Annotated in this window: 20 protein-coding genes; 8 read left to right on the top strand and 12 right to left on the bottom strand. The window is 32.2% G+C overall.

All coding sequences use genetic code 11. From position 1 onward, the window contains the following. Nucleotides 1-80: 80 nt before the first annotated feature. A complete protein-coding gene (locus ACQYZ7_RS10115; RefSeq protein WP_430729630.1) occupies nt 81-1,703 on the top strand; it encodes an ABC-F family ATP-binding cassette domain-containing protein in 1,623 nt (540 codons plus the stop codon). A 62-nt stretch (nt 1,704-1,765) separates the two neighbouring features. On the opposite strand, the gene ACQYZ7_RS10120 is transcribed toward ACQYZ7_RS10115, so the two are convergent. From ACQYZ7_RS10120 to ACQYZ7_RS10130, 3 genes are read right to left on the bottom strand one after another with little or no spacing between them, the layout of a single operon-like run. Then, nucleotides 1,766-2,317, bottom strand: a complete 552-nt coding sequence (locus tag ACQYZ7_RS10120; RefSeq protein WP_430729631.1) for an RsmD family RNA methyltransferase — start codon at nt 2,315-2,317, stop codon at nt 1,766-1,768. Next, complete coding sequence (locus ACQYZ7_RS10125) at nt 2,317-3,147, bottom strand: DUF3822 family protein (protein ID WP_430729632.1); 831 nt, start codon at nt 3,145-3,147, stop codon at nt 2,317-2,319. Before ACQYZ7_RS10125 ends, ACQYZ7_RS10120 begins: the two co-directional genes overlap by 1 nt. After that, on the bottom strand, nt 3,122-3,856 hold the full coding sequence (locus ACQYZ7_RS10130; protein WP_430729633.1) for a hypothetical protein: 735 nt from the start codon (nt 3,854-3,856) through the stop codon (nt 3,122-3,124). Before ACQYZ7_RS10130 ends, ACQYZ7_RS10125 begins: the two co-directional genes overlap by 26 nt. A gap of 102 nt (nt 3,857-3,958) precedes the next feature. Here ACQYZ7_RS10130 and ACQYZ7_RS10135 point away from each other — a divergent pair, with 102 nt between their 5' ends. Together ACQYZ7_RS10135 and ACQYZ7_RS10140 are read left to right on the top strand one after the other, a co-directional pair. Then, nucleotides 3,959-5,386, top strand: coding sequence for an ATP-dependent DNA helicase (locus tag ACQYZ7_RS10135; protein ID WP_430729634.1), 1,428 nt, complete (start codon nt 3,959-3,961; stop codon nt 5,384-5,386). Nucleotides 5,387-5,519: 133 nt separating this feature from the next. Next, a complete protein-coding gene (locus ACQYZ7_RS10140; RefSeq protein WP_430729635.1) occupies nt 5,520-8,021 on the top strand; it encodes a PIG-L family deacetylase in 2,502 nt (833 codons plus the stop codon). A 55-nt stretch (nt 8,022-8,076) separates the two neighbouring features. Here the strand turns inward: ACQYZ7_RS10140 and ACQYZ7_RS10145 are convergent, their stop codons facing one another. The 6 genes from ACQYZ7_RS10145 to ACQYZ7_RS10170 form a co-directional block, all read right to left on the bottom strand. Then, nucleotides 8,077-9,687: a class I SAM-dependent methyltransferase gene (locus ACQYZ7_RS10145; RefSeq protein ID WP_430729636.1), complete on the bottom strand. Its 1,611-nt coding sequence runs from the start codon at nt 9,685-9,687 to the stop codon at nt 8,077-8,079. A gap of 236 nt (nt 9,688-9,923) precedes the next feature. Further along, nucleotides 9,924-10,382 (bottom strand): hypothetical protein, encoded by a 459-nt coding sequence (locus ACQYZ7_RS10150; protein WP_430729637.1) that lies wholly within the window; start codon nt 10,380-10,382, stop codon nt 9,924-9,926. 18 nt (nt 10,383-10,400) lie between these two features. Further along, on the bottom strand, nt 10,401-10,949 hold the full coding sequence (locus tag ACQYZ7_RS10155) for an NUDIX hydrolase (protein WP_430729638.1): 549 nt from the start codon (nt 10,947-10,949) through the stop codon (nt 10,401-10,403). A 109-nt stretch (nt 10,950-11,058) separates the two neighbouring features. Continuing rightward, on the bottom strand, nt 11,059-12,147 hold the full coding sequence (locus ACQYZ7_RS10160) for a M42 family metallopeptidase (protein ID WP_430729639.1): 1,089 nt from the start codon (nt 12,145-12,147) through the stop codon (nt 11,059-11,061). Between the two features lie 26 nt (nt 12,148-12,173). Further along, on the bottom strand, nt 12,174-13,004 hold the full coding sequence (locus ACQYZ7_RS10165) for a lysophospholipid acyltransferase family protein (protein ID WP_115901542.1): 831 nt from the start codon (nt 13,002-13,004) through the stop codon (nt 12,174-12,176). Between the two features lie 60 nt (nt 13,005-13,064). Further along, complete coding sequence (locus tag ACQYZ7_RS10170) at nt 13,065-13,691, bottom strand: NUDIX hydrolase (RefSeq protein WP_430729640.1); 627 nt, start codon at nt 13,689-13,691, stop codon at nt 13,065-13,067. A gap of 102 nt (nt 13,692-13,793) precedes the next feature. Between ACQYZ7_RS10170 and ACQYZ7_RS10175 the strand changes: the two genes are divergently transcribed. Continuing rightward, nucleotides 13,794-14,087 (top strand): hypothetical protein, encoded by a 294-nt coding sequence (locus tag ACQYZ7_RS10175; RefSeq protein ID WP_125067711.1) that lies wholly within the window; start codon nt 13,794-13,796, stop codon nt 14,085-14,087. Nucleotides 14,088-14,157: 70 nt separating this feature from the next. Here ACQYZ7_RS10175 and ACQYZ7_RS10180 read toward each other — a convergent pair whose 3' ends face one another. After that, on the bottom strand, nt 14,158-16,728 hold the full coding sequence (locus ACQYZ7_RS10180) for an endonuclease (RefSeq protein WP_430729641.1): 2,571 nt from the start codon (nt 16,726-16,728) through the stop codon (nt 14,158-14,160). A gap of 172 nt (nt 16,729-16,900) precedes the next feature. Between ACQYZ7_RS10180 and pheT the strand changes: the two genes are divergently transcribed. The 3 genes from pheT (at nt 16,901) to ACQYZ7_RS10195 (ending at nt 21,043) form a co-directional block, all read left to right on the top strand. Next, entirely contained in the window at nt 16,901-19,327 is a 2,427-nt protein-coding gene (gene pheT, locus ACQYZ7_RS10185; RefSeq protein ID WP_430729642.1) for a phenylalanine--tRNA ligase subunit beta, read from the top strand. Between the two features lie 63 nt (nt 19,328-19,390). Next, entirely contained in the window at nt 19,391-20,425 is a 1,035-nt protein-coding gene (locus ACQYZ7_RS10190) for a quinone-dependent dihydroorotate dehydrogenase (protein ID WP_430729643.1), read from the top strand. 3 nt (nt 20,426-20,428) lie between these two features. Continuing rightward, entirely contained in the window at nt 20,429-21,043 is a 615-nt protein-coding gene (locus ACQYZ7_RS10195; protein ID WP_430729644.1) for a LysE family translocator, read from the top strand. Between the two features lie 2 nt (nt 21,044-21,045). On the opposite strand, the gene ACQYZ7_RS10200 is transcribed toward ACQYZ7_RS10195, so the two are convergent. Both ACQYZ7_RS10200 and ACQYZ7_RS10205 read right to left on the bottom strand, forming a co-directional pair. After that, nucleotides 21,046-21,576, bottom strand: coding sequence for a YfiT family bacillithiol transferase (locus tag ACQYZ7_RS10200; protein ID WP_430729645.1), 531 nt, complete (start codon nt 21,574-21,576; stop codon nt 21,046-21,048). Next, nucleotides 21,576-22,259 (bottom strand): tetratricopeptide repeat protein, encoded by a 684-nt coding sequence (locus tag ACQYZ7_RS10205; protein WP_430729646.1) that lies wholly within the window; start codon nt 22,257-22,259, stop codon nt 21,576-21,578. Before ACQYZ7_RS10205 ends, ACQYZ7_RS10200 begins: the two co-directional genes overlap by 1 nt. 229 nt (nt 22,260-22,488) lie before the next feature. Here ACQYZ7_RS10205 and lon point away from each other — a divergent pair, with 229 nt between their 5' ends. After that, a complete protein-coding gene (lon, locus tag ACQYZ7_RS10210; protein WP_430729647.1) occupies nt 22,489-24,945 on the top strand; it encodes an endopeptidase La in 2,457 nt (818 codons plus the stop codon). The last annotated feature ends 3 nt before the right edge of the window (nt 24,946-24,948 follow it).

Raw genomic sequence — 24,948 nt, forward strand, 5'->3', positions numbered from 1 at the left:
TAAGATGTTAAAAACTTTCATGCAAATTCTTTTATAGTCTTTAGTTTTTATACTTTTGCACGGAATTAAAAAAAATATACATGTTATCAGTTTCTAATTTATCAGTTCAGTTTGGAAAACGTGTTTTGTTTGATGAAGTAAACACTAAGTTTACACAAGGAAATTGCTACGGAATTATCGGAGCTAATGGAGCTGGAAAATCTACATTTTTAAAGATTTTATCAGGAAAACAAGACCCTACCTCAGGCCAAGTTCATTTAGAACCAGGGAAAAGAATGTCTGTATTAACACAAGATCACTATGCTTTTGATGAGTATACTTCTTTAGAAGCTGTGTTAATGGGGAATAAAGAACTGCACAAAATAAAATCAGAAATAGATGCATTGTATGCTGATTATTCTGATGAAAATGCAGAAAAAATAGGTGAATTACAGGTTCGTTTTGAAGAAATGGATGGCTGGAATGCTGATGCTTCTGCTGCAAGTTTATTGTCCAACTTAGGTATTAAGGAGGAAGATCACTATACTTTATTAGCAGATTTAGATTCAAAGAAGAAAGTACGTGTGTTATTAGCACAAGCATTATTTGGTAATCCTGATGTGTTAATCATGGATGAGCCAACTAACGACTTAGACTTTGAAACAATTGCTTGGTTAGAAAACTTCTTAGCAAACTACGATAATACAGTAATAGTAGTATCTCACGACCGTCACTTTTTAGATGCTGTTTGTACACATATTTCAGATATTGATTTCGGAAAAATTAATAATTATTCAGGAAATTATACATTCTGGTATGAGTCTTCTCAGTTAGCAGCTAAACAAAGAGCACAGCAAAACAAAAAAGCAGAAGATAAAAAGAAAGAATTAGAAGAATTTATCCGTCGTTTCTCTGCAAACGTTGCAAAATCAAAACAAGCTACTTCTCGTAAGAAAATGATAGATAAGTTAAATGTAGATGAAATTAAGCCATCTTCACGTCGTTATCCGGCAATCATTTTTGATAGAGATAGAGAAGCTGGAGATCAAATTTTAAATATTGAAGGTCTTTCTAAAACAGATGTAGAAGGAGAATTATTATTTTCAAAAGTTGATATCAACTTAAATAGAGGAGATAAAGTAGCCATTATTTCTAAAAACTCAAAAGCGACCACAGCTTTTTATCAAGTAATCTCAGGAAATGAAGAACCAGATGCAGGAAAATACAGTTGGGGAGTAACAACTACCCAGTCTTACTTACCGGCTGATAACTCATCATTTTTCCAAAATGGGGAATTAAATTTAGTAGACTGGTTGCGTCAATATGCACAGACAGAAGAGGAGAGAGAAGAAGTTTTCTTAAGAGGGTTCTTAGGAAAGATGATTTTTTCTGGTGAAGAAGCTTTAAAGAAAAGTAACGTATTATCAGGAGGAGAGAAGGTACGTTGTATGTTATCTCGTATGATGATGACTAGAGCTAATATTTTAATGTTAGATGAGCCAACAAACCACTTAGACTTAGAATCTATTCAAGCATTGAACAACTCATTAATTAACTTTAAAGGAACTGTGTTGTTTACTACACATGACCACGAGTTTGCACAAACAGTAGCTAACAGAGTTGTAGAAATTACACCTAAAGGTATTATTGATAAATACGCTACATTTGATGAGTATTTAGATGATCCTAAAGTAAAAGAATTAAGAGAGAAAATGTATTCTTAGTTATATATATACACAAAAAAAAGGGAACCAATTGGTTCCCTTTTTTTTGTGTATATATATTATTACTCGTTATTTTCAATAACTTCAAAAAAGCTAAAAACATTACCACCGTAACGTTTATCATAGCTATAAAAAGGATGCTGAGATAAATCAGTATGCTTAGAGTGCTCAATAATTAAAAGACCATCTTCATTTAATAAATTACGCTCAAAAATAATATCAGCAATTTTTAAAAATTGACTTTCTTCAAAGTCGTAAGGAGGGTCTGCAAAAATAACATCTGTTTTAAGAGGTGTTTTTTCTAAAAACTTATAGACATCACTCTTATAACTATTAATGTCCATATCTAAATCTTTAGCCGTTTGATTGATGAATTTTATACAAGCATAATGAGCATCAACAGCATAAATGTTTTGTGTACCTCTCGAGGCAAATTCGTAGCTAATATTTCCCGTTCCAGAAAATAAATCTAGTACAGAAATATTGTCAAAGTAATAGAGGTTATTCAAAATGTTAAATAAAGACTCCTTTGCCATATCAGTTGTAGGGCGAACAGGTAAGTTTTTAGGAGCTGTAATTCTTTTACTTTTATATTTTCCAGAAATAATTCGCATTAGGCTATAAGTATAAAGTTAGAGTGGTTTGAAAAATCATCACTATCTGCAAAAAAACTATTTACAGGGTTCATAAAATGAATATTTCGAACATATGTATAAGTAATAGAGTAAATATCTGATTCTTTTTCAATATCACCAATAAAGGTTAATTGAAAGGAGTTAGGATCCATTTGTAGCTGTTCAGCAGTAAAAAGAATATAGTAGATAAAATCTTCTTTTGTGTTGTAAGAAAATGAGTTGTAAAACAATAATTTTCCTTCTTTACAAACTAGAATATCTAAGTGAGAAGAAGAGACATGGACAAAAAACTGCTCTTCAGAATCATTTTCAGAATAGCTAAGTAGTTTATCTATTAAAACTGTTGAATGGTGTTTGTATTCGAACTCTCCAAAGTTTTGAAAAAGATAATTGTTAATATTCACATAAGGTATATAAACTGTGTTAGCAGCTATTACTGTATGAAAATCGTAGGTAATAAAATCCGTTTTTAATGTTTTAACATCATATTTTAAATATGGAGTTAAATTGTTTCTGTCAAAAAGTTTGTTAGGAACCAACGTAGCTAAACTGTTTTGATGAATAGCAAAAACAGCTGTAAAGTCTTGTTGTAAATCTTTGTCAGTATCAAAAATACGGATGATTTTTTCTAATAAAAGTTCAGGAGAGGCTATAGAACTAGGGAAAGTATACTCAGTAAAAAGAAGAGGCTCTTTTGTTTCTGAGTTTGAGATACAAAAAGAAAATCCATCCAAACTAAATTGGATGGATAGACTTTTATGTTGCGCAAAAGCGCTATTTTTTTTATTCTTTTTTTGCAATTGCTTCACCTTTATCGTAATAAGGAGGCCAGTTACCACCTACAGTTACTTCAGTTAAAGAACCAACAGAAACAAACTCACCTTTAATTTGATCTGTTTCAATAGCTTCTACTTCTTGTTTAATTAAAGAAGGATTCATTCCTGTTAAAATAGGCTTCTTAGAAACTTTCGCTTCAAAAACAGGAACTTCTAATCCAGCAACTTTTTCAACTCTACCTGTAGCTAATTCAAACTGTTCTGTTGTACCAGGTACCTCAAACATTTTAGCATATTCTTTACCTTCAAAATATTTTAAAACAGGCTCGTAACCTACAGTATCAATAACTTTAACAGATATGTCTTTAGTAATACCTCCACCTAATTCAATTGTTTTTTCAACATTTTTAGTTTCAGTAATAGCTAATTGACCATTCTGAATAAAGGTAAGTAAAGTATCTTTATTGTTAGTATATGTTCCGTAAACTTCTTTATATTTTACTTCAGCATCTCGAATTAATTTTAAATTCTTAATAACTTTAGCATAACGTACTCTCTTGTCTTTGTTAAAATTAATAGGCTCCATAACACCATTATAAATTTTATATACTAAAAAGACAGTTGCTCCTAATAATAATAATGAAACTAACCATCTCATTTTTAGAGGAACAAACTTAACAACAAGTAATGCTAAAAGAACTGCAACTACAACAGCTGCTAAAATCATTAATAATAAATTCATTTTTTTAATTTTTAATGTATGATATTCGCAAATCTACAATTTTTTTTCAATGATGAAAATAATTATTTACAAATAGGCCTATCTTTGAATATTATTTGAAATATGATACAAACTGCTCCGAAATTTTATAAAGAAATACTACAAAAATTCCCGTATACACCTACACAGAAGCAAAATGAGCTATTAGATGTCTTAACTGATTTTATTTTTTCAGATGATAATCGTGCTTTATTTTTACTAAAAGGATACGCAGGGACAGGTAAAACAACCATAATAAGTACTGTTGTACATAATTTATGGAAGATAGGACAAAAAGCAGTTTTACTAGCCCCGACAGGGCGTGCAGCAAAAGTAATCTCAGGATATTCTAATAGACAAGCATTTACAATTCACAAAAAAATATATTTCCCTAAAAAACAGAGTAGTGGAGCTGTAAATTTTGTGATGCAGCCTAATAAGCATACCGATACACTTTTTATAGTAGATGAAGCTTCTATGATTTCTGATGAAAAACAAAACGCGAAATTGTTTGAAAATGGTTCATTACTAGATGATTTAATCTCATATGTGTACTCTGGAAAAAATTGTAAAATTATTTTTATAGGTGATACAGCGCAGTTACCACCAGTAAAATTAACAATGAGTCCAGCTTTAGAGGCAGATAAACTCTCTTTTGAATTTAATAAAGAGGTTACTGAAATTGAGTTAGATGAAGTGGTTCGACAAGAAGAAGGTTCGGGAATTTTAGCAAATGCAACCGATTTACGCTTGTTGATTCAGAATGATTCAACACATTTTCAATTTGATTTAAATTACCCCGACATTATTAGATTACAAGACGGATATGATATTCAAGATGCTATAACAACTGCATACGATGGTGAAATAGGAGTAGAAGATACTGCTATTATCGTACGATCAAATAAACGAGCAAATCAGTATAATCAACAGATTAGAACTAAAATCCGCGGACAAGAAAATGAAATTTCTACAGGAGACTATGTCATGGTGGTAAAAAACAACTATTATTGGTTGAAAGACTCTTCTTCGGCAGGATTTATAGCGAATGGTGATATTTGCGAAGTAATGCGCATCAATTCAATTAAAGAATTATACGGATTTAAGTTTGCTGAAGTAGAAGTTCGTATGATTGATTATCCTGATATGAAACCTTTTGAAACGGTTTTACTCTTAGATACATTAACGAGTGAAAGCCCGTCATTAACTTACGAAGAGTCTAATCGTTTATACGAAGCCGTAAAAGAGGATTTTGCACAAGAAAAATCAAAGTATAAACAGTTTATGGGAGTGAAGAAAAATAAGTATTTCAATGCTCTTCAGGTAAAATTCTCTTATGCAATGACCTGTCATAAATCACAGGGAGGTCAGTGGAAAACAATTTTCATAGAGCAACCGTATTTACCAGATGGTGCATCGGTAGAATATTTACGTTGGTTATATACAGCTGTAACTCGTGCTCAAGAAAAATTGTATTTGATAGGTTTTAAGGAAGAGTATTTTTTAGATTAAAAAAATAGTTTTAGTTCTTTCCTACAAAAGAAAAGTAGCTTTATTCTTTATAGCAGAAATGTTAGCATTTTGTTAATGTACCTTATACTTTAGTTAAAAAAGTTACATTTGTGTATTACTCAAACTATTAAAAATGCACAAAAAAGTACTTTTACTGCTACCTTTTTTATTGATTTCATTAACAATAAACGCACAAAAACCACAAAAACTTACTTCAAACCAAATTTATGAGAAAGTTCAAAAATTAAACTTTTTAGGTTCAGCGTTGTATATAGCAGCACATCCTGATGACGAAAATACACGATTAATAGCGTATTTATCTAATCATGAAAAAGCAAGAACAGGATATTTATCTCTAACCCGAGGTGATGGAGGTCAAAATTTAATAGGACCTGAAATGCGTGAACTATTAGGAGTAATTCGTACTCAGGAATTGTTAGCAGCAAGAGGAGTAGACGGAGGAGAGCAACGTTTTTCAAGAGCGAATGATTTTGGTTATTCGAAGCATCCTGATGAAACCTTAAAAATATGGGATAAAGAAAAAGTGCTTGCTGATGTAGTTTGGGCAATTCGTACTTTTAAACCTGATGTGATTATCAATCGTTTTAATCACAGAACTCCAGGAACAACTCACGGACACCACACTTCTTCGGCAATGTTAAGTGTTGAAGCTTTTGATTTGGCTAATGATAAAACAAAATACCCAGAGCAGTTACAATATACCAATACATGGAAACCAAACAGGCTATTTTTTAATACTTCTTGGTGGTTTTATGGTAGTCAAGAAAAATTTGCCAAAGCAGATAAAAGTAAGATGTTAAGTTTTGATATTGGAACGTATTATCCTTTAAAAGGATTGTCGAATAATGAATTGGCATCAATAGCGAGTAGTCAGCATTTATGTCAAGGGTTTGGAAGGTTAACCACAAGAGGAACCCAAACAGAATATGTAGAATTTTTAAAGGGAGATTTTCCTAAAGACAAAAAAGATATCTTTTCAGGAATTAATACCACATGGAATAGAGTAGAAGGTGGTGGAGAAATAGGAGATATTTTATATGAAGTAGAACAAAACTTCGATTTTGTAAATCCGTCAAAACATCTTCCAGCATTATTAAAAGCCTATCAAAAAGTTCAAAAACTAGAAGATGAACATTGGAAGGTAATTAAAACCAGAGAGCTAAAAGAAATCATCGAAGCCTGTGCAGGTTTGTATTTAGAAGCTTCTGCAGAAAGTTCTAGTGCAGCACCAAATAGTACAATTAATATTGATTTTGAAGTATTAAATAGAAGTGGAGTTTCAATGGAGTTATCCTCAATAAAAATACTTCCAGAAAATAAAAAAGTAGATAAAAGCTTAGGTTTAGCGAATAATGAGAAGAAAACGTTTACAGAAGCTATTTCGATACCTGAAATCCCGTATTCATCACCTTATTGGTTACAAAAACCTTGGAGTTTGGGAATGTACACAGTAGAAAACCAGAAATTAAGAGGGAAACCAGAAACACCAAGACCAATTCAAATACAATTCAATTTGATGATTGAAAATCAATCTATTTCTTTTAGAAAACCGTTAGTGTATAGATATTCAAAAAGAAATAAAGGAGAAATTTATGAGCCATTTGAGGTGTTACCTAAAGTAACAACAAAACTATTGAACAAAGTACTAATTTTTTCTTCAGAAAATTCTCAAAAAGTTACAGTAGAGGTTCGTTCAGGGTCAAAAAACACGAATGGTACTGTTGCGTTAAAGGCTCCAAAAGGATGGAGTATTATGCCAAGTGAAGCGAAATTTTCTATAGCTCAAAAAGGAGATATTCAACTGATTGATTTTACTGTTACTCCAACACAAAACGAATCAGAAGGGGTATTAAAATCCATAGCAAAAGTTGACGGTAAAAGTTATGATAAAGAATTGATAGACATCAACTACAATCATATTCCTAAGCAATCAGTACTATTAACATCACAAGCAAAAGTTGTACGCTTAAACATTCAAAAGAACGGCACTAAAATAGGGTATATACAAGGTTCAGGAGATGCTATTCCTGAAAGTTTACAACAAATTGGTTACGAAGTAACAGAATTGAATGTAAAGGAAATTAATGGTAATTTAGAACAGTTTGATGCGGTTGTTGTTGGTATTAGAGCGTACAACACCATAAAAGAGTTACAGTTTAAACAAAAATATTTGTTAGACTATGTAAAAAACGGAGGAAACGTAATTGTACAGTACAACACCAATAGAGGAGTGGATGTACAAGCTCCATACAATTTACAGTTGTCTCGTGATAGAGTTACCGATGAAAAAGCCAAGGTAACATTATTAGCAAAGGAACATTCTATACTAAACTATCCAAATAAAATTGAGGAAGCTGATTTTGACGGATGGGTGCAAGAACGTGGATTGTATTTTCCTAATAAATGGAGTGCAGAATACACACCTATTTTATCAATGCATGACAAAGGGGAGTCAGCTAAAAAAGGAAGTTTGTTAGTTGCTAAATACGGAAAAGGAAACTATATCTATACAGGACTTAGTTTCTTTAGGGAACTACCAGCAGGTGTTCCTGGAGCATATAAGTTGTTTGCTAATTTACTGTCAGTTAAAGAAAATACTATAAGTGAGAATTAAAATAGTTTAAATTCAATAAAAATTAAGGAAAAGCAAGGTTTTAAACCTTGCTTTTTTACTTAAAAAGATTAATAGAAACCGTAGCTAATTCCGAATTGGGAAATTTTTTGAAAGTGTTTTTGTCAGGAGTTAACCCAATAGCTTCCATAGCATTCATATACTCGTCGAGTTCTATGATGTACTGATCAGAATATCCATGAGTAGCATCATAAGCAGTAGCAGCTGTTTTTCCTATGTTTTTAGCAACCGATTCTGGTTTTGAGGTATGTAGTTCAATTAATAATAGCCCAAATTTACTGATATAGGGTTTCCATTTGTTGAAATGTTGTTTTAATGATTCTACTACAAGATTATTGTTTAAACGTTTTCCTCTGTATGCATAAGCTCCAGCTGAATTGGTAATAGTTAAATCATCATTAGGTGCGGGCTCTTGCCAAATTCTGTTATGGTCTAAAAACGTACGGACATTCAATAAATCAGATAAATTAATGCCGTATTTATCTTGTAAATCTTTTGACATAGCTTTCGGGTTTCCAATATCTCCCCAAATCACTTTCGCCCAAATATCGGCTTGTACTAGGTTTTTACGAGTTATTTTTAATGCAGCTTCGTTATAATCGACACCAATAAGTAACAGCGGATGGTCTTCTAACATCGTACCTCTCAAGGTTTGGTTTTCAATCACATTAAATAAATGCTTTAAAAAGGCACCGTTACCACATCCAACATCTAAAATTCCTTTAGGTTGCTCATTAATAGGTTTGTTAAATAGGTTGATGATGATTTCATCAATCACTTTAAAATAGGTAGAATGAGCGCCACCACTTCCCCAAACATTCATTTCTCTATCTACATGAATCTCATCATTTCCTATTTCGGAAGTTCTAAAAATATCAGGATTTCCAAAAATAAGTTTGTCTAGTTTTCTAAGAGTAGGAATATACGACACTGTTACTCCATAAGCACTTGCTCTACGAGCAAAAAATAAGCCTTCATCAGTAAACTCATAAGAGTCTTTTGTTTTGGTAAACCAACTTAAATTAGTTAATAAATCTAATAATCGACTAAAATTATCGGCATCTTTATGGAATTCATCTGCACTAAACTTGGTTTGCATAAAATATTTATGAAACATCCCGCTCATTCCTAATAAGACGGTAGTTGGTCCCACAATGATTCCTTCAATGTGTGTTAGAATTTGTGTTAAAATTTCTTTTTCTTTAGAAGTTGAAGGAAGTGTTATTCCGAAGTTATTTGTAAAGTTTTTATAGAGATTTTCTAATTTTTCAAAAGGTTCCATTTCGAACTTTCTAACGCTGTAGCTTTCAGAAAATCTTAATAAAGAAAAAGCGTCTTTATAAAGATGAAAATAAGAAAAAGCAATGGTAGAGGCTTCGTTAATTTTAAAAAGAACAGTATTGTGGGTGTTGTCAACCTGTTGTGTTAACCAACCTTGTGAACACAATGTTCTTAAAGCTACATTTAAATAACCGTCGTTAGCATGAAATTGGTTGGTGATTTCAGTTAAACTAACTGATTTCTTCTCTAATAAATACTTTGTAATTCCTTTTTCGTATAAGGTGTAGGCTGCGGGACAAGTTACAATTCCATCTAAGTGGCGAAACAACCTACTTCTTAATGCAGATTTTTCTTGTTTTGTTAACATATAGGGTGATTATTTGTCTTAAATATAGTTATTTAAGTTTAAAAGTATTCCCTCTTGTTTTAAATTTTGGGGTGTTATTTATAGGTGAATGTAAAAGATGTTATCTCTATGGTGTTAAAGACTGTAGACTTTTTCCTTTGCTCAAGACAGTTTCCTTTGTTGTCTTTTGAAATACATTCAATATTTATTGTATCCACAGGGATGTTGTTTTTATCTGTAATCACAACTTTTGAAAGTTAACCATTTTTATATTGATATTGATGTGTGTAAAATGTAGAGAAGTTATCGACTACTTTATCAATCAAACCATTTTCGGTATAATGCACAATAATTTCATTTTGCTTAAACTGTTTTTGTGTATAACAACTAATACGTTCTCGTTGATTAGGTTTCCAGCGTGTTTTACAATAGTAAGGAAGCTTGTTAGGGTATGAGCGTTTTTCAAACCACAACCGCTTTTCAGTTTCTTCAATGGTATTCCCGAGACTATCTTTAGTTTTTGAAGTTTTTACACGTCCATTTTTAGTGAAATTCAATGTTTTTGTTTGAACTAACTTTTTTTGATTACTTTCTACCAAGTATGTTTTTTCTATCATTTTAGAAATACCGTCAGAAAAACCATGCTTTTTTAGGTGTTGTTTAGAAGCGCAGGAATGCAGTATACAGATGACTAAACAGAATAGTAGCTTTTTCATTTTTAATGAAATTAGGAACTATAATATACTAAGATTTTTTAGAATTTTATCATGCACAAAACAATAATAGTCTTGGTATTGAGGTAATAGTAAGTTTTCGTGGTCTTTGGTGTGTAATATCGTTTCTAAGCTAAATAATTTTAAAGCTGCTACTTCTTCTTCTTGAAGTGTTAATTTTTGAATAGGGATCGTTAATTCAGCAATAAATACATGATGGAATTCATTATCTATAATTCCATTTGGATGATTTACCATGTGTTTTCGTGTTCCTATTTTATGTAAGTTTTCAGGAAGGATGTCAAAGCCAATTTCTTCTTTAACTTCTCTGAGCGCAGCGATTTTAATGTCTTCTCCGGCAGCAACATGACCTGCTACAGAAATGTCCCATAAACCAGGAAACACTTTTTTAGTTAAAGCTCTTTTTTGAAGTAAAATTTTATGATCAGAAGTATATAACCAAACATGAATGGTAGGATGGAAGTAGCCATATTTGTGAGCTTCGGATTTTAAGCAGGTTTTTCCTGTGTGATTTCCGTTTTCATCAACAATGTCTATAACTTCATCCATGGGAGAGAGTTGATTAAAAAAACGTCATTCCGAGGAAGTATGACGAAGAAATCTCATTTTTGTTTAATAAGATTACTTCACTCCGTTCGCAATGACGCTTGATTATTTTTTATTTGAAATAAGAGAAGTTTTCTCCGTCTTCAATTTTTAATAAACTTTCGTAAATCATTTTAATTACGTTTTCAACATCCTCACGGTGTACCATCTCTACCGTTGTATGCATGTAGCGTAAAGGCAATGAAATTAAAGCAGAAGCAACACCACCATTACTATAAGCAAAAGCGTCGGTGTCAGTTCCTGTGGCTCTAGACAATGCAGAACGCTGGAACGGAATTTTGTTTGCTTCAGCTGCATCGATAATTAAATCGCGTAATTTTTGTTGAACAGCAGGTGCATAGGCTACTACTGGTCCTTTTCCTAGCTCTAAATGACCTTCTTTTTTCTTGTCGATCATAGGAGTTGTAGTATCGTGTGTTACATCGGTAACGATAGCTACATTAGGTTTAATGGTTTGAGTAATCATTTCTGCACCGCGTAAACCTATTTCTTCCTGAACAGAATTGGTTATGTATAAACCAAAAGGTAATTTCTTTTTATTTTCGTGTAATAAACGAGCTACTTCAGCAATCATAAACCCTCCCATACGGTTATCTAAAGCACGACACACAAATTTATCTCCATTTAAAATATGGAATTCATCTGGGTAAGTAATTACACACCCCACATGAACACCTAATTTTTCAACTTCTTCTTTACTAGAACATCCTAAATCGATAAAAATATTATCTGGTTTTGGAGCTTCTTCTTTGGCTTTATTACGTGTATGAATTGCTGGCCATCCGAAAACACCTTTTACAATACCATTTTTGGTATGAATGTTAACTATTTTACTTGGAGCTATTTGATGGTCGCTTCCTCCGTTACGTATCACGTAAATTAAACCTTCATCAGAAATGTAATTTACATACCAAGAAATTTCATCGGCATGTCCTTCAATAACTACCTTGTATTTGGCATCAGGATTAATAACTCCAACTGCACTACCATAAGTATCGGTGATGAATTCATCTACATATGGTTTAAGATAATCCATCCATATTTTTTGTCCTTCCCACTCATATCCAGTAGGAGCTGCATTGTTTAAATATTTTTCTAAGAAGTCTAATGACTTTTTATTTAAAATAGATTTATTAGCCATAACTTAAACGTTAATTTTAATTTTTGTTAATCTTTGTTTTCTTTAGGTTTGTCAGCTCCCCAAAAACGTCTTTTTTCAATAAATTCTTCTTGCTCTTTAAGTTGTTTTGGTGTTAATACCTTTAAAAAAGAGGGGTGTTGCTCTATAGCATATTCAATTCTTTCAATAATGTTAGCCACGTCCTCATTTTCGTAATCAATGTCTAAAGGTTCTTTAATAACCATTGATTGCAGTACGTTACGCTTTTTTATCATCAATCCTTTTTTATCAAAAGAACGTCTAAACCCGTCAATAACTATCGGAACTACAATAGGTTTAAAGGTTTTAATAATATGAGCTGTACCACGACGAATAGGTTTAAAAGGCGTAGTTGTACCCTGCGGGAAGGTAATTACCCAACCGTCATCTAAAGCTTTTCCTATATTAGAAATGTCAGACATTTTGACTTGTCTGTTAATGTTTTTACCAGCGCTTCTCCAAGTTCTTTCAACAGAAACCGAACCTACATAGGCAAATATTTTAGGAAGTAATCCAGAGCGCATCGTTTCACCTGCGGCAACATAATATATGTTTAATTTGGGATTCCATAAATAGCCTACATTTCTAATATTATCGTCTCTACCTTTTAATGCAGCGTTAAATACATGAAACATTGCAGCTACATCAGCAAAATACGTTTGATGGTTGGAAATAAATAATACTTTTTCGTTGGGGAGATTTCTTAAAACATCCATTCCCTCTATTTGTAGGTCATTAAACTTACGGTAGCGTCCGTGAGAAATAACTCCGAGAATTTGTATTAAAAATCTTTTAATGAACAAAATATGTCCAAAAGGATTCCTTTTAAATAAAGGCATTTTTATAATCAGGTTTTATTAGTGTAAGTGCTAAATTACAAAAGAAAACCATAAAAAAAACTATTTAAATAAATCTTTAATTTCTGAAAGCATCATGGCAGTAGCACCCCACACAATGTAATCATTTAATTTAAAGCATGGTACCTCGATATTTTTCATATATGAGGTTTCCATCTCTACCGAAGTTAAGTTTGAGTCGTCTAGTAAATCAGCCAATAACACTTCAATAATTTTAGCGACTTCTTCATTCGGAGTAAAGCGAGGTGTTTTTTCCGAAACCCCTATAAATGGAGCTACTAAAAAATTACTAGGAGGAATATAAGCATCAGAAGTTTGTCGTATTATTTCAATAGATTTATAGTGTACACCAACTTCTTCATAGGTTTCACGTAAAGCAGTTGTTCGTAGGTTGTTATCTTCTTTATCAAATTTCCCTCCAGGAAAGCTAATTTGTGATGAATGTGCTCCGTTATAACTGGCTCTTTCAGTAAGTAAAAAACGAGTTTGATTGTTATTGTCAGGGTAAAACAACGCTAAAACAGCTGCTTTTCTTGGTTTTTTACTTTGTATTAATTCTTCTGAAAATCGAGTTCTTAGTTTTGGGGCAAGTTTAAATTGAGATGCTAAACCACCTAGTTGCTTTTGCTGCAGTTTTTCTATTTGATTGATAAAATCAGAAAAAGTCATTCGTTTTTAGTATTTTGGAACAAACTTATCAATTTACAAGATAAAAGTTATAAATTTTGGCTTGAATTTTGATTTGTTGAGTGTGGAATTAATTTAATATCAATGAATAAAGAAAAAAAGTACCAAAAGCTAGCATTAAGTTTGTTGTTTGACGCTATTGGGTACGTCTCATATTTAATACCTGGGTTTGGAGAGTTATCAGACATAGTTTGGGCGCCAGCATCTGCGTATATAATGACAAAAATGTATAAAGGAAATAAAGGTAAAGTAGCAGGGGCCATTGCTTTTATTGAAGAAGCAATGCCAGGGTTAGATGTTGTGCCAACATTTACTCTTATGTGGTTATATACTTATGTGTTTTCTTCAAAAGAATCAAAAACTACGATTGAAGTTTAACTCTTAGTTTTGATAAAAAAACAAAGAGCTTCCAATTTTGGAAGCTCTTTTTGTATTCTATAGTTATAAACTATTTTTTGATAATCTTTTTAGTAAACGATTTTTGACCGTCATTTACTTCAAGAATATAAATTCCGTTATTTAAGCTTGAAATGTTAAGATTGTTATGAGTAACTTTTCCTGTTAAAACTTGTTGACCTGTTAAGGTTGTAACTTTAAAAGTAGCATTTCTGTCATCTGCTAATTTAATTTTAACAAAATCAACACTAGGGTTTGGTGAAACACTAGCATCAAAAATAGAAGTTTCATTTCCTAACTTTCCGTCAATAATAATATTATGGCTTCCTATACCTTTAGAGCTACTACCTATGTTAACAGTGTAGTCTTCCACTTCTCCATAAGAAAAAGTTTCACAAGGTGAAGGAGCTGCATCCCATTTCATTGATACGCGCATTCTTGTAGCACCTGCTAAAGCAGAGGTAGGTACAGAAAAATTATGTGATAAATTTCCAGAGCTAGATGAAGAGCCACTAACAACTTCTTCAGAAGATTCAAAAGTTCCGTTTTGGTTGAAGTCGATCCAAACTTTCCAATATTCAGTATAAGAAGAACTAGAAAATCCTGCGCTTACTACAATAGTATTACTTCCATAAGGTAAATTTCCTGTTAAAGAAGTAAAGTCTCCATATCCACCATTTCCTCCAGTAGTATTTGAAATTCCTCCAATAACAATGTTGTCAATCCATTCATAGCTTACATTATTCCCTTTTGTACTACAATAAGAAACTGTGTTTGCTAAAGTTGTTACATTTACTGTATTACTTGCTGAAGAAACATTATTAGCAGCATCTTTTGCTTTTACAGAAAATGTATAGCTTGTTGAAGCTGTTAACCCACTAACAGAATAGCTTGTAGCAGTAACAGTTGTTATTTTTGTGCTTCCTTGATAAACTTCATACCCTATAACACCGGTATCATCTGTTGATGCTGTCCAACTTAAATTAACAGAAGTTTGTGTTATGTTAGAAGCAGCAACGTTAGTAGGAGCTGATGGCGCAGTTGTGTCAGGAGCAGAGGTTCCACCATTAATGTTGTGGTTTCCCAAGCCGCTAAATGTATCTTTAGCTAAGATATCCCATTCAGAAGTTGTATAAGAACTGTTAGGAGATGTAACAGAAGATTTTCTTTGCATTGTTTTGTCTTGTGCAAATGTAGAAGAACTATTAGGATCTCCAATTAAATCGATAAGGGTACTTCCTTTAAATAAACCAACAGCGTCGTTTCCGTTAAAAGAAATTACACCTGTGTCTGTTCTGTCAGCTTTGTTAAGTATTGTGCTAGAAGCACTACTATTAGCAATTACATAAACATTTCCATTTGTTAATTGACCACTTAAAGTTATAGTATTTGTCCATCCTCCACCATTAGCAGCTTTTTTTAATGAATATCCAGATAAGTTTACAGTAGCTCCTGTAAAATTAGCAATTTCAATAGCTTTATTATTTGAAGAACCTTCTACATATTCAGAAATTAATAAACCTGTTGCTGTTCCATTTCCTCCACCTGAACTAGTGTTAGTTGTTACAGAAACTGAATTACTAGAAGTAGATTCATTACCTGCTGCATCTTTAGCTTTTACAGAAAAAGTATAATTAGTAGCTGCTGTTAAACTTGTAACAGTATAAGAAGTTGAAGAGGTTGTGGTTATTTTAGTAACTCCATTATATACATCATATCCTGAAACACCAATATTGTCTGTAGAAGCAGACCAAGTTAAATTAACTGTAGTTTCAGTAATGTTAGAAGCAGATAAGTTAGTAGGAGCAGTAGGAGCTTGTGTATCAGAATTACTACCACCTCCAAATAAATCTTCAGCTTGAGGACCTCCCCAAATTTCAGTAGCAAAAGCAGGGTTATCAATAAATGGATTACGATTTCCTTGAATCCCTTCTAAAATAGGATTACGTTGTTTTTCAAAATCAGATACTGGGTCATCTACATTCCATTGAATAAACATAGCAAGCATATTAGCGTCTGAAGTCATTGTTGATCCTGTACCAACACCAGTAGGTAAACATTGGTTACCGTAGCGTAAATACATATACATCATCATACGAGCAACATCGCCTTTCCATTCGTCTCCAGGGTACCAGCCACCAGAAACACTACCAGCATTACCAGAACCATTTGCAAATTTTTTGCTGCTTCTTTGAGAGTTGAAAGAAATATCAGCAGCTCTTAAATGATGTGCGTCTGCCCCTGGTCCAGAAGTTCCTAGATTAGGGTTTCCTAAAGATTTAGGGTACACGTGTTCCCTGTTCCATTGAGTACCAGCTGTACCACCATTAGAATCTTTATCTCTAGTTCTGTCAGTAACGTAGTTTCCATCAGTGTCACTATAACCGTATATTAATAAAACTTTACTTGGATCGTTAGGGTTTAAATCTGTTTGCTTTAAAGCATTCCATACACCAGGAGTGTAAGATAAATTGGTCGTATGTGTATTGATAATCTTCGTAGCTAATTCATTTTTTAATGCAGAACCAGATAAATTTAAGTTTACATCATTATAGTATGAAGGAACTTGAGAAAAAACCGATAGAGAAGCTATCAATAAAAAGAAGAGTAGTTTATGTTTCATAATATTTTCTTAAAATGTTAAAGTTTTGTTAACTCGTTACAAATCAATGAAAAATATAATTTTCCAATGTTACCAAAAGGTTAATAATCAATTGTGTATCTTTTGTAGATAACTAGTTTATAGTTTTTCCTTTATTTTGCGTAAATTTGCACGCTAAAATTAGAGATTGATTATGAAGATATCATACAATTGGTTACAACAATTTTTACAGACAGACTGGGAGGCTGAGAAAACAGGCGAGTTATTAACTGATTTAGGTCTTGAAGTTGAAGGAATAGAAACTGTAGAGAGTATTAAGGGAAGCCTAAAAGGAATTGTCGTTGGTGAGGTAAAAACTTGTGAAAAGCATGAAAATGCAGATAAGTTAAAAGTTACTACTGTTGATTTAGGAGATGGTAGCCCAGTACAAATTGTATGTGGTGCACCAAATGTTGCAGCAGGTCAAAAAGTTCCTGTAGCTACAGTTGGTACTACATTGTATGATGAAAAAGGAGAAGGATTTAAAATTAAAAAGGGAAAGATACGAGGAGAAGTAAGTCATGGAATGATTTGTGCTGAAGACGAATTAGGTTTAGGACAAAGTCATGACGGTATTATGGTGTTAGACGATAGTTTAGTTCCAGGTACTCCTTGTTCAGAAGTTTTTAATATTGAAACAGATTACGTTTTTGAAATTGGTTTAACACCAAACCGTGCAGATGCAATGAGTCATTATGGTGTTGCACGTGATTTAAGAGCAGGATTAATTCAGCAAGGAACTAGTATAGAATTGATCTCACCATCAGTATCAGACTTTCATGTTGATGAGCGTACTCATAAAATCGATATCGAAATTGAAGATAAAGATTTAGCTCCTCGTTATTGTGGTATTACAATAACTGATGTAGAAGTAAAAGAATCACCAGAGTGGATTCAAAATAGGTTAAAAGCAATAGGGTTAACACCTAAAAATAATATCGTAGATATTACAAATTATGTATTACACGAATTAGGACAGCCATTACATGCTTTTGATGCTTCTAAAATTAGAGGAGGTAAAGTAGTAGTAAAAACTTTAGAGGAAGGAACAAAATTTACTACTCTAGATGATGTAGAAAGAGAGTTGTCTTCTGAAGATATTATGATTTGTGATGCAGATGATAATCCATTATGTATAGGAGGTGTGTTTGGAGGAGCAAAATCAGGAGTAACAGAACATACAACTTCTATTTTCTTAGAAAGTGCTTACTTTAATCCAGTATCGGTTAGAAAAACAGCAAAGCGCCACGGATTAAATACCGATGCGTCTTTCCGTTTTGAAAGAGGAATTGATATTAACACGACAAAATATGCTTTAAAGCGTGCTGCTTTATTAATTGAAGAATATGCAGGAGGAAAGATGTCTTCTGATATTTTAGATTTTTATCCAGTTAAGATTGAAGACTTTGAAGTATTCTTATCATTTGAAAATGCTTATAAGTTAATAGGTCAAGAAATTCCAAAAGAAACTATTAAAAAGATTTTAGCTTCATTAGATATTAAAATAAATAGTGTTACAGAAGCAGGTTTAGGTTTAGTAGTACCATCTTACCGAGTAGATGTACAACGTGAGGCTGATATTATTGAAGAAATCTTACGTGTTTACGGATATAACAACATAGAATTTTCTCATAAATTGAACACGTCTATTTCTTTTGATAGTGATAAAGACGTAAAAATTGAAAACATAGTAGCAGACCAGTTAACATCGTTAGGGTTTAATGAAACCATGGCAAACTCGTTAACGAAAGCTGATTATATTGAGTTGTCAGAGAACTTAAACGCTGATTTCAATGTTGAAATGCTAAACCCGTTAAGTAATGACTTAAAAGTAATGCGTCAATCATTACTGTTTAGTGGTTTAGAATCTGTAGCTTACAATATTAATAGAAAGAATAACTCATTAAAGTTTTATGAGTTTGGTAAAACGTATCATAAATACGAAAGTGGATACCAAGAAGATAAACATTTAACGTTGTTTGTTACAGGAAACAGAACGCAAGATAGCTGGAAGGTAGCTACGCAAGCATCAGATTTCTTTTATGTAAAAGGAACAGTAACAGCTTTGTTAAGTCGTTTAGGGATTGATAAATTAAAAACAACACCAACAAAATCAGATGTGTTTTCTGAAGGTATTACCTTAAGTTTAGGAAAAACTAAGCTGGTAGAATTAGGTGTTGTAAAAAGAACGATTTTAAAAGAGTTTTCGATTAAACAAGAGGTATTGTTTGCTGATTTTAACTGGCAAAATATTTTAAGTTTAGTAGGTAACAAAAACATAAAAGTAACTGATTTGCCTAAATTCCCAGCTGTGAAACGTGATTTAGCGTTGTTGCTTGATAATAAGGTTGAGTTCAAAGAAATTTATAACTTAGCATTTCAATCAGAAAGAAAGCTTTTAAAAGAAGTTGATTTGTTTGATGTGTATGAAGGAGACAAATTACCAGAAGGTAAAAAGTCATATGCAGTAAGTTTTGTATTGCAAGATGAAAACAAAACTTTAGCAGACAAACAAATAGATAAGATAATGCAGAAACTACAGCAAACATTCGAAAAGAGTTTAGACGCTGTATTACGATAATTCAGAAGCTCCATTTTTGGAGCTTTTTTTATATTTAACGAACGAAGATTATAATTACAAACGATGTACAAATTACTTATTCGCCCATTTTTTTTCCTTTTTGATCCTGAAAAGATTCACCACTTTACATTTTCGTTAGTAAAGTTTTTATCGAAAATACCAGGAATGTCGTCTGTTTTTAGAGGAATGTATCAAGTGAATGATAAAAAATTAGAGCGTAATTTATTCGGCCTAACTTTTAAAAATCCAGTAGGGTTAGCAGCAGGATTTGATAAAAATGCAGTTTTGTATAATGAGTTAGCTAATTTTGGTTTTGGTTTTGTAGAAATTGGTACTGTAACGCCTAAAGGTCAAGTAGGGAATCCAAAAAAACGTTTATTTCGCTTAAAAGATGATAAAGGAGTCATCAATCGAATGGGCTTTAATAATGAGGGGGTAGAAGCAGCCATTGAACAATTAAAAAAGAACAAGGGAAAAATTATTATAGGAGGAAATATTGGAAAAAACACCAATACAGCTCCTGAAAATTACACAGAAGATTACGTAACTTGTTTTAAAGGATTACACCCATATGTAGATTATTTTGTATTAAATGTAAGTTGTCCAAACGTATCTAGTCATGCAAAGTTAGAAGATGCTGATTATTTAAAGGAATTAATCACTGAAGTTCAAAAATTAAATAAGGCCGAAGCGAAACAAAAACCTATTTTATTAAAAATTGCTCCAGACTTAAACAATCAACAATTAGATGAAATTATTGAGTTGGTAGAAGAAACTAAGATTGATGGAGTTATAGCATCGAATACCTCGGTAAATAGAGACAATTTAAAAGCTTCTAAAGAACGTTTACAAGAAATAGGTAATGGAGGTGTAAGTGGACAACCGGTTAAAGAGAGAAGCACGAGAGTGATTCAATACTTAGCAGACAATTCTAATAAAGCATTTCCAATTGTTGGGGTAGGAGGCATTCATTCTGAAAAAGATGCCTTAGAAAAGCTTAAAGCAGGGGCAGACTTGGTACAGATTTACACAGGGTTTATTTACGAAGGACCTAGTTTGGTAAAAAGAATCAATAAAGCTATTTTAGCTGAAAGTTAATTTATGCTAGAAACCCTCATATCTTTTGTGTTAGCTACAACAACCTTAGCTTTTTCTCCTGGACCTGATAATATTTTTGTGTTAACTCAAAGTATTGTCAATGGAAAAAAATATGGGTTAGCCACAGTTGCTGGTTTAATGACAGGATGTATCATTCATACAACTCTGGTTGCTTTTGGAGTTTCAGAAATCATCAATCAGAATCCGAGTTTATTTTTTATTATTAAGTTATTCGGAGCAGGTTATTTATTATATCTAGCATATCAAGTGTATAAAAGCGACGCTAAAATTGCTTTTTCTACTGATAATGTTCAGAAAAAATCAACATTACAATTATTTAAAACAGGTTTTTGGATGAATGTATTAAACCCTAAGGTTACGATTTTCTTCTTAGCATTTTTTCCACAGTTTTTGTTTTCTGACACTTTGTCAAATGTTATCCAATTTTATGTATTAGGCGGTTTGTTTATTTTAATATCGTTTTTAATCTTTTCTTCAATAGCTATTTTAGCAGGAAAAATTTCAGATTACATCAAACAACACAATAAAGTAGGAGTATATTTAAAGTGGGCTCAGATTGTGGTTTTTGTTGGTATTGCTTTGTTGATTTTAGTGTAAGCTTAACACCAATTCTTTCTAATTAATAATTGTTCAATATGTGCATAATGATGATTACAATGCCAAGCATAAATACCAATGTTTTCTTTTAAACTCACTTCTTCATTTCCATCAGGATGGATAAACGATTTATTTAATTCATCTTCATTTAAACCTTTTAAAAGGTAAGACCATTTGGCATGTAAAGCTTTTATAGCATCAAGAGAAAGTTGTATTGGAGCATTTTTTGAATCAAACAGTTCAGCCCAACGGTCTTCAAAATAGGCTTTAATAACAGGTTTGTCTTCCGTTAAAGTCCACTTAAAGCGGGTATAAGAATTATGATGGCTATCGGCGCAATGATGTATTACTTGTCGGATAGTCCAACCATTTTTTCTGTAAGGAGTTTCTAATTGTTCTTCAGATAGGTTTAAAACTAATTTTTTTAGTCTTTCAGGAAATTCTTCAATTATAGTAATCCATTCAGTAAGAAGTTCAGAAGAAATATTGTTTGGTATTTCAGGTTTACCAATCGGGTATTTTAACTTTTCCATTATTCTTCTTTTGAAGTTAGTTTTTCTAAACCTCGCTTAGAACTCCTATTTTCAGGGTTTATAGCTAATGCTTTTTTGTAATATTCAATAGCTTTGATAGTATCTTTCATTTTAGCATAAGCATCTCCAGTGCTATCGTAGGTATTAGAGCTATTAGGGTATAGTTCAATATTTATTTTAAATATATTAATAGCATTTTTAAACTCATCTTTTCTAAGGTATTGATATCCTAATCTATTCAAATTTCGCTCCCTTATTACTGGACTTAAACTATCTTTTTCTTTAATGATCTTGTAACCTTTTAAAGCAGCTTCAAAATTACCTTCAGCCAAATATTCGCTAGGTGTTTTCTCTCCTTTTTTTAATTTTTTAAAGACATATTTTTCTCCTTCATGTTCTCGTTTTTCAGCTAACTCTATCTTATTCTCTGAGGTGTTAAACATTAGTTTTTCATTCAATTCTCGGACATAAAAAGAAGAATCATTAACTTTTAAAGGCTCTAAATTTTGATTACGCCATTTTACGAGCAATTTATCGTTATCATCAAAAGTAATTTCTATAATTTCATCAGTATTAAAATAATAGCGTCCAGCTGCTTTTTCTATAAATTCAGGGGAGTTTGACTTAGAAGCACAACTAGCAAATAATAATATAATGGAAAGAAGTAAAAATTTAATTTTCATTTTTTGGTTAGTTTTTATTGAAAATGATATTAATAAGACGATTTAGAATGAAATAAGTTACAAAATAAGTTATTTATAGCTTTTGTTGGCATAAGAATTGAATTATAGATAGTAAGATAAGTATAAAGAGGTTAGTATTCTTTTGTTTATCAGTGATTTATGATTTTAAAAAAGTGGTTTTTTTTTAATGAGAAATTTTAAAGTGCCACTATGACAGAATAAGTAAGATATGAGCAAATCAAAAATATTACATTTAGACAATTTGTCGCTTCAAGATGTTTTTAATGAAGATTCAGAATTAATTCCATTATTAACACCAGAAGATGAAGAATTAATAAATAAAGAAAGTATTCCTGAAGAGTTACCAATTCTTCCGCTACGTAATACGGTATTATTTCCTGGGGTAGTAATTCCAATTACTGCGGGTAGAGATAAATCTATTCAGTTAATTAAAGATGCAAATAAAGGAGATAAAGTTGTTGGAGTAGTTGCACAAAGAAATAGCGAAGTTGAAGATCCTGGATTAGATGATATTTATCAAACAGGTGTAGTAGCACAAATATTGCGTGTGTTAAAAATGCCTGATGGTAACACAACGGTTATTATTCAAGGTAAGAAGCGTTTTGAAATAGAAGAAATTACGCAAGAACAGCCTTATTTAAAAGCTAAGGTAAAAGAAGCTGTTGATGAACGAGAAATTGACGATCAAAAAGAATTTGATGCAATTATCGAATCGATTAAAGATTTAGCATTAGAGGTAATTAAAGAAAACCCAATGTTGCCTTCAGAGGCATCATTTGCGATAAAAAATATTCAATCTAGTTCGTTTTTGGTGAATTTTATTTCATCAAATATGGAGTTAAGCGTGGCGCAAAAGCAAGTATTGTTAGAGAAAGATAATTTAAAAGAGCGTGCGTTGCTAACTTTGAAGAATTTAGATAAAGAGCTTCAAAAATTACAGTTGCGTAATGATATTCAGTCTAAAACACGTTCTGATTTAGATCAGCAACAACGTGAGTATTACTTAAACCAACAATTAAAAACCATTCAAGATGAACTAGGAGGTGTTTCTCATGAGCAAGAGCTAGATGAAATGCGAACTAAAGCAAAGTCGAAAAAATGGAGTAAAGAGGTTGGAGAAACTTTTGATAAAGAATTAAGTCGTTTAAAACGTATGAATCCTCAAATGGCGGAATACGGTGTACAACGTAACTATTTAGAGTTAATGCTAGAGTTACCTTGGGGTAAATACTCTAAAGATAAATTCGACTTAAAAAGAGCTCAAAAAATATTAGACAGAGACCATTTTGGTTTAGAAAAAGTAAAAGAGCGTATTATAGAGCATTTAGCTGTTTTAAAATTACGCGGTGATATGAAGTCGCCAATTATTTGTTTATACGGACCTCCAGGAGTAGGTAAGACATCGTTAGGTAAATCGGTTGCTGAAGCATTAGGTCGTAAATATGTACGTATGTCTTTAGGAGGTTTACGTGACGAGGCTGAAATCCGCGGACATCGTAAAACATATATTGGAGCGATGCCAGGGCGTTTAATTCAAAATATTAAAAAAGCAGAGACTTCAAACCCAGTATTTGTTTTAGATGAGATTGATAAGTTAAGTCAAAGTCACCAAGGAGATCCTTCTTCTGCTATGTTAGAAGTATTAGATCCAGAACAAAATACATCGTTTTATGATAATTATTTAGAAGTAGGGTACGACCTTTCTAAAGTATTATTTATAGCTACGGCAAATAATATCAGTCAAATTCCATGGGCATTACGTGATCGTATGGAGATTATCAATGTGACTGGTTATACCATTGAAGAAAAGGTAGAAATAGCTAAAAAATACTTGTTTCCAAAACAATTAAAAGAGCACGGTTTATCAAAAGAACACTTAACAGTTGGTAAAAAGCAAATAGAGAAAATAGTAGAGGGTTATACTCGTGAGTCTGGGGTTCGTGGTTTAGAAAAGAAAGTGGCTAAAGTAGTTCGTTTCGCTGCAAAATCTATTGCAATGGAAGAGGAGTATAATGTTGCACTGACTAATGAGGATATTGAAACTATTTTAGGACCTGCACGTTTAGAACGTGATAAATATGAAAGCAATGATGTTGCTGGAGTAGTTACTGGATTGGCTTGGACCAGTGTTGGAGGAGATATATTATTTATAGAATCTATCATTTCTAAAGGAAAAGGAAACCTTTCAATTACGGGTAATTTAGGTACAGTTATGAAAGAATCATCAACCATTGCCATGAAATATATCAAATCAAATGCTGAAGAGTTTGGTATTAATCCTGAAGTGTTAGATAAATATGACGTACATATTCACGTACCAGAAGGAGCTACACCTAAAGATGGACCAAGTGCTGGTATTACAATGCTAACATCATTAGTATCTGTATTTACGCAACGTAAGGTGAAAAACAAAATAGCAATGACTGGTGAAATTACTTTACGTGGTAAAGTGTTGCCTGTAGGTGGAATTAAAGAAAAAATATTAGCAGCAAAACGAGCTAATATTAAAGAAATTATTTTGTGTGTTGATAATAAAAGAGATATAGAAGAAATAAAAGAAAGTTACTTAAAAGGATTAACATTCCATTATGTAACCGACATGAGCGAGGTAATTGATATTGCACTTACCAAGCAAAAAGTTAAGAATGCTAAGAAACTTGTATAGTTT

Source organism: Tenacibaculum sp. SDUM215027 (assembly GCF_050566205.1).
GTDB lineage: Bacteria > Bacteroidota > Bacteroidia > Flavobacteriales > Flavobacteriaceae > Polaribacter.

Coding starts and splice junctions, on each gene's coding strand:
- ACQYZ7_RS10115 (WP_430729630.1), top strand. CDS start 81: ATGTTATCAGTTTCTAATTTATCAGTTCAGTTTGGAAAACGTGTTTTG.
- ACQYZ7_RS10120 (WP_430729631.1), bottom strand. CDS start 2,317: ATGCGAATTATTTCTGGAAAATATAAAAGTAAAAGAATTACAGCTCCT.
- ACQYZ7_RS10130 (WP_430729633.1), bottom strand. CDS start 3,856: ATGAATTTATTATTAATGATTTTAGCAGCTGTTGTAGTTGCAGTTCTT.
- ACQYZ7_RS10135 (WP_430729634.1), top strand. CDS start 3,959: ATGATACAAACTGCTCCGAAATTTTATAAAGAAATACTACAAAAATTC.
- ACQYZ7_RS10140 (WP_430729635.1), top strand. CDS start 5,520: ATGCACAAAAAAGTACTTTTACTGCTACCTTTTTTATTGATTTCATTA.
- ACQYZ7_RS10145 (WP_430729636.1), bottom strand. CDS start 9,687: ATGTTAACAAAACAAGAAAAATCTGCATTAAGAAGTAGGTTGTTTCGC.
- ACQYZ7_RS10150 (WP_430729637.1), bottom strand. CDS start 10,382: ATGAAAAAGCTACTATTCTGTTTAGTCATCTGTATACTGCATTCCTGC.
- ACQYZ7_RS10155 (WP_430729638.1), bottom strand. CDS start 10,949: ATGGATGAAGTTATAGACATTGTTGATGAAAACGGAAATCACACAGGA.
- ACQYZ7_RS10160 (WP_430729639.1), bottom strand. CDS start 12,147: ATGGCTAATAAATCTATTTTAAATAAAAAGTCATTAGACTTCTTAGAA.
- ACQYZ7_RS10165 (WP_115901542.1), bottom strand. CDS start 13,004: ATGCCTTTATTTAAAAGGAATCCTTTTGGACATATTTTGTTCATTAAA.
- ACQYZ7_RS10170 (WP_430729640.1), bottom strand. CDS start 13,691: ATGACTTTTTCTGATTTTATCAATCAAATAGAAAAACTGCAGCAAAAG.
- ACQYZ7_RS10175 (WP_125067711.1), top strand. CDS start 13,794: ATGAATAAAGAAAAAAAGTACCAAAAGCTAGCATTAAGTTTGTTGTTT.
- ACQYZ7_RS10180 (WP_430729641.1), bottom strand. CDS start 16,728: ATGAAACATAAACTACTCTTCTTTTTATTGATAGCTTCTCTATCGGTT.
- pheT (WP_430729642.1), top strand. CDS start 16,901: ATGAAGATATCATACAATTGGTTACAACAATTTTTACAGACAGACTGG.
- ACQYZ7_RS10190 (WP_430729643.1), top strand. CDS start 19,391: ATGTACAAATTACTTATTCGCCCATTTTTTTTCCTTTTTGATCCTGAA.
- ACQYZ7_RS10195 (WP_430729644.1), top strand. CDS start 20,429: ATGCTAGAAACCCTCATATCTTTTGTGTTAGCTACAACAACCTTAGCT.
- ACQYZ7_RS10200 (WP_430729645.1), bottom strand. CDS start 21,576: ATGGAAAAGTTAAAATACCCGATTGGTAAACCTGAAATACCAAACAAT.
- ACQYZ7_RS10205 (WP_430729646.1), bottom strand. CDS start 22,259: ATGAAAATTAAATTTTTACTTCTTTCCATTATATTATTATTTGCTAGT.
- lon (WP_430729647.1), top strand. CDS start 22,489: ATGAGCAAATCAAAAATATTACATTTAGACAATTTGTCGCTTCAAGAT.